Raw genomic sequence first — 7,020 nt, forward strand, 5'->3', positions numbered from 1 at the left:
GCCGCTGTGGCTGAGAAGAAACCTGAGACAACCAATCCCTCGAATCTAGCGCCGGTTGATCCGAACGAGACGCTGGATCAGCGTGCCGATATTCGTGCCGCCCGGTTTGAGACCAAGCTACGCCGGTGGGCGCTGTTTGGTGTGGTTGCTGCTGTGGCTATTTATTTTGTGTGGCAGGCGGTGGCGGGCTAGGCGTCCGCTCCCCTTCCTCTATCCCCGTTACCGGCCTACGGTAGCGGGGATTTTTGTGTGCGGTAGAGGGCCACCAGCACGGTAAGGGCTAGGAGCTCTACCAGGGTTTGGGTGAGTACCGCCAGGGGCATGAGGGCGGACGCCGGTTCGTCGGCTAGGGCGGTTGAAAGGCCGAGGACCAGGGGCAGTATCACGAGGGCATTCCGTGTGACGGCTGAAAAGGTGAGGGCGACCCGCTCGGGTGCGGGTAGGGCCCTGCCCCAGCGTCGCAGGAGGGAGCTAGAAAGTAACCCCATACATATAGCGTATAGGGCATATAAGCAGGCCAGGGGCATAAGATACGAGGCGAGCTGGGTGACGTGAACGGCATGAGCGGCCGGGGTGAGGGCAAGCACCAGCACCATCAGCGGCACCATTAAAACACTTGCTGCATCTTCAGAATATCCCTGCAGGTGCCCACCTACTCCCTGGATAAGGGCCGCACCCAGCAGGGGGACTACCACCACCGCCAGGGCGGCTGCCAACTGCGGCAGGGCCTGCCAGAGGGTGCCGTCAGCCAGAAAATCCCCCCGCCAGATACCGGCGGAACGGAAGAGCAGAAGCCACAGGGGAATAAGGCACATCTGCGCCAGGAGCAGGAGCGGGGTGCACGACAGGAGGCGCACATGGGCGCCTCCCGCAAGACCGGTAAAGGTCACCACATAATCTACACAGGGTGCCAGGAGCACAAGTGCTGCGGTAAACACCAGAAGATCAGGCACCTGAGGCACAAGTCGGTGGAGCCCCAGCAGAAGTAGCGCCACCACCAGGGGTGCTAGAAGAAAGTTGAGAGCCAGCAGGGTTTTAGTAAAACCGGTGAGCGCCCCGGGTTCCAAAAGGCCGCGGAGCGGAATCGTTAGGAAGGTGGCCAGGAGCAGCACACTAAGGGCCGGGGTAACCAGCGGCTGAGCAAGACCCGCAACCCCCGGCACAAAGGACGCCGCAAGCCCCATTGCCAGGGCAAGCAACCACCTGGTGTCTCTCCATGAAGCTGACCACGAGCGTCCTTTCTGTTAAAGCAACCTACCCTCCCCTACTGTAAGGCAGGGAAGGGCAGGGCTACACAACACCTATCAGCTCGAGTTCAGCTGATTTTGCACCTTGGCTTGGGCATATGCCTCAAGCAGTGTGCTTTATCTCGTCAGCGTTCTCACGCCGGGAGTCTGATTATGCTTCGGGAGCGGTGAAGGCTACATCGAGGTTGATGACGACCTTATCTGAGACCAGCACACCACCGGCTTCAACTGCGGCGTTCCAGGTGATGCCAAAGTCCTTGCGGGAGATAGTTGCTGAGACAGATGCACCGGCGCGGGTAACACCGAAGGCGTCGACGACTGCACCGGTGAATTCGCCGGTGAAGGTGACAGGGCGGGTTTCACCCTTGATGGTGAGGTTACCTGCGATAGTCAGGTCTTCGCCGTCGAGCTCAAAGGAGGTTGACTCGAAGGCCATGGTGGCGTGAGCGTCTGCATCGAAGAAGTCTGCGCTGCGCAGGTGGCCATCACGATCAGCATTGTTGGTGTTAACCGAAGCGATCTGTGCGGTTGCCTTGATGGAGGAGTCTGCGATGTTGTCAGCGATGACGAGCTGGGCATCGACCTGTTCAAAGGTACCGCGCACCTTGGTGATGCCTGCGTGGCGCACGGTGAAGCCCACCTCTGAGTGTGCTGAGTCGTAGTTCCAGGTGCCTGCGGTGAGTTCTGCCATGATTGTGCCTTTCAAGCGGTACGGTTTGTTTTCAACAGTTATTACTTTACAAGTAAAGTTTTACTCGCGCAAGCTGTGCGGCGAAAAATTTTACAAAGAAAATTTTAGCCGGCGGGGCTATCGCAGAACCCCTTCACCCGCGGCTGCAGCGTACACCCGTTCGCTCAGCCGGGCAAGCACGGGGGAGCTGATGTTCCAGTGCTGCCAGTAAAGTGGCACGTCAACCGGCTGGGGGGCGAGCTCCACCAGGTCGCCGGAGGCAAGGGCGTCAAGGGCCTGCACCTCGGGCAGAATACCCCAGGCAATTCCACCCAGGACGGCCCGCGCATAGTCGGGTGAGCTGGGCAGGTAGATGGTGGGTGAGCTCTGCCAGGAGTCAGGTTCCACCGCGAAGCGGTCGAGCAGCAGACCCCGGGCGGACGCGAGCCCAAAGTCCTTGCGGTCAAACTCCACTACCGGCGCAAGTGCCAGCTGCTCGGCGGTGACCTGCGGGTAGGCGGGAAAGTAGCGCGCCAGGTAGTCGCGAGAGGCAACCACGCGGTAGCGGATATCGCCCAGCTTCTCAACGGAACAACCGGCGATAGGTTCGGGGCTGGAGGTCAGGGCAGCCATGACTTCCCCAGATCGCAACAGGGCGGACGAGTGGTACTCGGCTTCTCGGCGCACATCGCAGAAGATGCGGTCGCGGGCGGCCAGTTCTGCAACGGCCGAGAGAAACCATGTGGCCAGGGAGTCAGCGTTGACGGCCACAGCTACGCTCTGCCCCTCTTCGCTACCGCCGAGCTCACGCTCCATTTCTGCGTGCAGGAATTCGCTTTGCCGAGCAATACGCAGGACGCTTTGCCCCGACTCGGTGGGAGCCACCGGGTTAGTGCGTTTAAGGAGCACCCGCCCGGCCAGCTGTTCCATTGCCTTGACGCGTTGTGAGATGGCAGAGGCGCTGACGCCCAAAATATCGGCGGCTGCGTCGAAGGTGCCGTATTCAATGACGGTGACGAAGGTTTGGAGCTGGTCGGTCGTAAAGCGCATCATAAGAACATCTTATGCTATTGAAGTTTCATTAGATAGCTTTATGAATGCTGGTCACCTACGATAGATTCTCGTGACTATCGCAGAAATCCTCCCCCACGTCCTCTTTGGCATCGGCACCTCGCTCTCACTCATTGTGGCTATCGGTGCCCAGAACGCCTACGTGCTCAAGCAGGGCATCATCGGCAAGTTCATCTGGCCCATTGCCATCTTCTGCATTCTTTCTGATGCCCTGCTCATCGGCTTGGGAGTGCTGGGGATCGGGTCCCTGGTGGACTCAGCCGCCTGGGTACTAGAGATTCTGCGCTGGGGTGGCGGAGCCTTCCTCGTCATCTACGGTGCCATGGCCGCGAAACGTGCCCTGCGGCCGTCCGCCATGACGGTCACCAGCGAAGACTCCGGGCCGCAAACCCTGGGCAAGGCCCTGCTCATTGCTGCTGCCATGACCTACCTCAACCCCCATACCTACCTCGATACCTTTGTTCTCATTGGTGGCATTGCGGCGCAGCAGGGCGACTACCGCTGGCTTTTCTACGCGGGCACGGTCACCGGTAGCGCTATCTGGTTTACCCTCCTGGCCTCGTGTAGCCGCTTCCTGCGTCCTGTTTTTGCCAACCCCCGTGCCTGGCGCGTGCTGGACGCCGGCATCGCCGCCCTCATGTTCTTCCTGGCCTACAAGGTCATGTTCGGACACTAAGGCACCTGCCCGACCTGTAGGTAGGTATCTGAAGTTTTTATCTCTACGCGTCTTGCTCCAGCTCGTAACGCCGAAAACGCAACTCGCGCTGGGCACCCCGCACGGACGAGCCCTCTAACCCAATCGCACCCCAATCCACAGAAACAGCAGCCGTGAGGGCAAGACGATGAGCAGACACCGCAGCTTTTAGGGGCAGACCAATGGAGTCAGCTAACTCCAACCAATGTCGGCGACGTAGGTTGCGCGTCTGCCCTGCTACAGGTAAAGCCAAAGAGTTATCACCATAAACCAGGGTGCACGGCACGTCATAGATTGGGGCCACCTCCCAACCGCCGCGAGCAGTCTCAAGCACGCCAATATTTTTACCGTGAAGGTCACCGTTACCCGTTAGCCACGCATAAACAAACTGCAGGTAGAGATTCCGCCTCGCAATAAGTGGTGACACAGCAAGGTCAGCTAAAGCCGATATAACGCGCTCTGTCTCAAGAGAGTACTTTTGCGCCGGGTGCACGCCTAGAACCTGAGTAGAGTCCTCAAAAGCATAGCGCGCGCCCCCTTCACCACGATCAAAACGAGATATCCAAAGGCCCTCCACACCCAAAGAATCACAGACCAACTGAGCCGATGCAACAGGCAGCTTCAATACTTGAGCTGCTCGCAGATGGGCGTATTCATTCTGAACGAGTTGGGGGTAGCTACCAGGATTTACTTTCACCAGGGCACTGGTGCCATCGCCCCCAGTAGCCGTCGCTGTCATCATTTGAGCGCTAGCCTTAGCCTGAACTCCGGGCAAGGCATGAGAATCAACTGCAACAAAGAGTTGAGAGAAATCAAGGGTTTCAGGATTACCAACAAGCAGAGCTGGAGTTTCAGATGGCAGCTGACCTGCGGGGACAACCTGGATATTACCCGGGGTGTCTTGCCCAACAGCTAGAAGAAGCGTAAACTCATCGTCCAGACTGGTTTTAGTAGCTGCTCTCAGTAGGGTAAGACGATATCCTTCTGGAAGAAGTCCGGCAAAAAAAGCGGGGAGGGCACCCGCAGGCGAAACCAACGGGGGCGCATCTAGTGGAAGAGTAGTTGCTACCGGACGCCCTCGATAACCGGGTTTGTAAGAAAAAGTTACTGTCCCTTGTTGGTCTTTCGTGAGGTGTGCGGCAAGAGTACCTGCCACGTATACGTCCGCAGCCCTCACACCTTTATAATCTTCAGGAATCATACGGACCTAGCAACCTCAAGATGAACCCCAACGGCAGCCGCAACCGCAAGTACCGTCGAGAACGAGGGCCCCGAGCGCCCTTTCTCAATATCCCGAACCGTGCGGTCACTGACCCCAACCAGTTCGGCCAACTCAAGCTGAGTAAGACGAAAGTGTCTACGGGCATCTCGAATAGCTGCACCTACAACTACTGCCGTCTCCACCACTTCACCTTTCGGAAGAATTATTCTGAAATGTACTTTCTTGCCTTCATTCTAAGCTGATTTAGCAAAAAACAGAAGAATTGTTCTGAATATAGAGCTGTGTTCGCTTGTCTCACTGCGGCACTTCTACTTCGTGCGAGCCCGGTAGATATTTCGCACCATCACCGTGCGCCGCACCTGGCCGATGGCAGGCTCCAAGAACTCCTCCGCGTAGCGGGAATCCGTGCTAGTCTGCGCAGCAAAGTTAAGAGCAGCAAAAGCCCCCAACACCATCGACACCTTCACCAGAACGTCCGTAAACGGGAACTGCACACCCAACAGGGTCACCTTAGAGGCCTCAAAACCCAGCCAACTCGTAATGGTGGCATCGGGGATAGCGATCGTGCCAAACCAAACAAAAAACAGAAAAACGACCCCGGCAAAAAGTACAGCCTGAATCATCTGCACCACAATCGGAAGAAGCACCAGGTTATTCCACTCGCCCCACCTAAAATCAGCCGGGCGCCCCAAGCCCGCAGCGGGCAAATTTTCAAGCTCCTGATGCCACCTGTCCCCAGCCTGCAGAGCAGCACCCGCGTACTCGGCGTCCGTAAACTCCTCCACCTTATCCCCTTTACGGGCACCCAGCAGCCGGCGGGTCTTCTCAGTTACTGTCGACGAAACAACCAGAAAGCTCAGCACCGTCAGGATAGCCACAACCTGCAGAGTACGCTGCATACTCAAAGCCGCAGCCACACGCCAGATATCGCCGTTCACAAAAAAGAAGAGCACTGCAATCATGAGCACCGGCAGCACCTTGACCACCATGCTTGAAAGGGCAGCCAGCTCCTTCACAATCTGCCGAAGCGCCCAGTAGCACAGGGAATCCAAGCCCAGGTAAACAGCTAGGAGCGTAGCTCCCAAGATCCAGAGCACATCACCGGCAGCAAAGGCGTCAGCAACATCTGCCAGCCCTATCCAGCGGGCAGTCTGCGGCAGCATGGAGAAAGCCGCTAGAGGCAGAAGCAGCGCACCAATTAGGGTTTGGCGCCAGAAGGGCAGGGGCGCTAGTAAGCGCGATACCGCCCAGGGTACAACCAGAAGCAGAAGGGGCGGCACGAGGGCTAGGGCAATGAAGATGGGCGTCAGGACGCTGTCTGGCACGTCTACCGGCACACCTCCGTCCTGCGCCTCAACATCAAGCTGGGCTAGGCCCCACAGCAAAGCAAGGTAGGTGAAGGAAGAAACTATAAGCCAGGCAGAAAGCGGGGCAGAACGGGCGAGAGTCCATCGCGCACGCTCTCGCGCAGGGATAACCAGCGGAGCCCCGGCGGCTCTGAACCAGGTGTGTGCTTCTTGCTCGGTGAGTGTCATACTCTGATTCTACGGGCTGAGCTGGAGGGGTATTTTTAACCGCACAATATATAAAATATTTGTTCTATTTTTATAAAAAGCAGTTTTTGGGTATAAAAAAGCGAGGGGTTCTAGAGCGTTAGCTCTAGAACCCCTCGCTGATTCAACCCTTGGGTTGTTATCTCAAAACCATACAGTGGACGCAAACAAACAAAACAAACATACCTAGAAAAGTGTAAGCCTTCGGACTATTAGTACCAGTCAACTCCACGGGCATTCCCCGCGTCCATACCTGGCCTATCAACCCCATCATCTATAGGGATCCTCACGTGACCAAAAGGCCACCAGGAAATCTCATCTCGAAACAGGCTTCCCGCTTAGATGCTTTCAGCGGTTATCCCTCCCGAACGTAGCCAATCAGCCATGCACCTGGCGGTACAACTGACATACCAGAGGTTCGTCCGTCCCGGTCCTCTCGTACTAAGGACAGCCTTTCTCAAATTTCCAACGCGCGCAGCGGATAGAGACCGAACTGTCTCACGACGTTCTGAACCCAGCTCGCGTACCGCTTTAATGGGCGAACAGCCCAACCCTTGGGACCA

General features: G+C 57.3%; 8 protein-coding genes and 1 rRNA gene. 2 read left to right on the forward strand and 7 right to left on the reverse strand.

The features are described from left to right. The first annotated feature begins 6 nt into the window (after positions 1-6). The gene (locus tag ACED88_RS06195) at positions 7-192 is read left to right on the forward strand and encodes a long-chain fatty acid--CoA ligase (protein ID WP_185173728.1); all 186 of its coding nucleotides are present in this window, start codon (positions 7-9) and stop codon (positions 190-192) included. Positions 193-227: 35 nt separating this feature from the next. Here ACED88_RS06195 and ACED88_RS06200 read toward each other — a convergent pair whose 3' ends face one another. The 3 genes from ACED88_RS06200 to ACED88_RS06210 all read right to left on the reverse strand — a co-directional run bounded on the left by ACED88_RS06200 (position 228) and on the right by ACED88_RS06210 (position 2,970). Further along, positions 228-1,199: an arsenic resistance protein gene (locus ACED88_RS06200; RefSeq protein ID WP_449107709.1), complete on the reverse strand. Its 972-nt coding sequence runs from the start codon at positions 1,197-1,199 to the stop codon at positions 228-230. Between the two features lie 199 nt (positions 1,200-1,398). Then, the gene (locus ACED88_RS06205) at positions 1,399-1,938 is read right to left on the reverse strand and encodes a YceI family protein (RefSeq protein WP_449107710.1); all 540 of its coding nucleotides are present in this window, start codon (positions 1,936-1,938) and stop codon (positions 1,399-1,401) included. 117 nt (positions 1,939-2,055) lie between these two features. Next, a complete protein-coding gene (locus ACED88_RS06210; RefSeq protein WP_449107711.1) occupies positions 2,056-2,970 on the reverse strand; it encodes a LysR family transcriptional regulator ArgP in 915 nt (304 codons plus the stop codon). Positions 2,971-3,040: 70 nt separating this feature from the next. Here ACED88_RS06210 and ACED88_RS06215 point away from each other — a divergent pair, with 70 nt between their 5' ends. Beyond that, a complete protein-coding gene (locus tag ACED88_RS06215) occupies positions 3,041-3,664 on the forward strand; it encodes a LysE/ArgO family amino acid transporter (RefSeq protein ID WP_449107712.1) in 624 nt (207 codons plus the stop codon). Positions 3,665-3,707: 43 nt separating this feature from the next. Here ACED88_RS06215 and ACED88_RS06220 read toward each other — a convergent pair whose 3' ends face one another. The 4 genes from ACED88_RS06220 to ACED88_RS06235 all read right to left on the reverse strand — a co-directional run. Beyond that, a complete protein-coding gene (locus tag ACED88_RS06220; RefSeq protein ID WP_431463508.1) occupies positions 3,708-4,883 on the reverse strand; it encodes a type II toxin-antitoxin system HipA family toxin in 1,176 nt (391 codons plus the stop codon). Continuing rightward, positions 4,880-5,089: a helix-turn-helix transcriptional regulator gene (locus ACED88_RS06225; RefSeq protein ID WP_322785916.1), complete on the reverse strand. Its 210-nt coding sequence runs from the start codon at positions 5,087-5,089 to the stop codon at positions 4,880-4,882. The genes ACED88_RS06220 and ACED88_RS06225 overlap by 4 nt, the downstream gene beginning before the upstream one ends. Before the next feature lie 123 nt (positions 5,090-5,212). After that, a complete protein-coding gene (locus ACED88_RS06230) occupies positions 5,213-6,439 on the reverse strand; it encodes a hypothetical protein (RefSeq protein WP_449109075.1) in 1,227 nt (408 codons plus the stop codon). Between the two features lie 210 nt (positions 6,440-6,649). Beyond that, positions 6,650-7,020: ribosomal RNA gene (locus ACED88_RS06235) — 23S ribosomal RNA — on the reverse strand; the annotation flags it as partial.

The sequence above is a fragment of the Rothia sp. 11273D007AR genome, assembly GCF_053547255.1.

Bases quoted from the DNA above. Each gene is read 5' to 3' on its own strand.
- ACED88_RS06205 (WP_449107710.1), bottom strand. From the start codon at position 1,938: ATGGCAGAACTCACCGCAGGCACCTGGAACTACGACTCAGCACACTCA.
- ACED88_RS06210 (WP_449107711.1), bottom strand. From the start codon at position 2,970: ATGATGCGCTTTACGACCGACCAGCTCCAAACCTTCGTCACCGTCATT.
- ACED88_RS06220 (WP_431463508.1), bottom strand. From the start codon at position 4,883: ATGATTCCTGAAGATTATAAAGGTGTGAGGGCTGCGGACGTATACGTG.
- ACED88_RS06230 (WP_449109075.1), bottom strand. From the start codon at position 6,439: ATGACACTCACCGAGCAAGAAGCACACACCTGGTTCAGAGCCGCCGGG.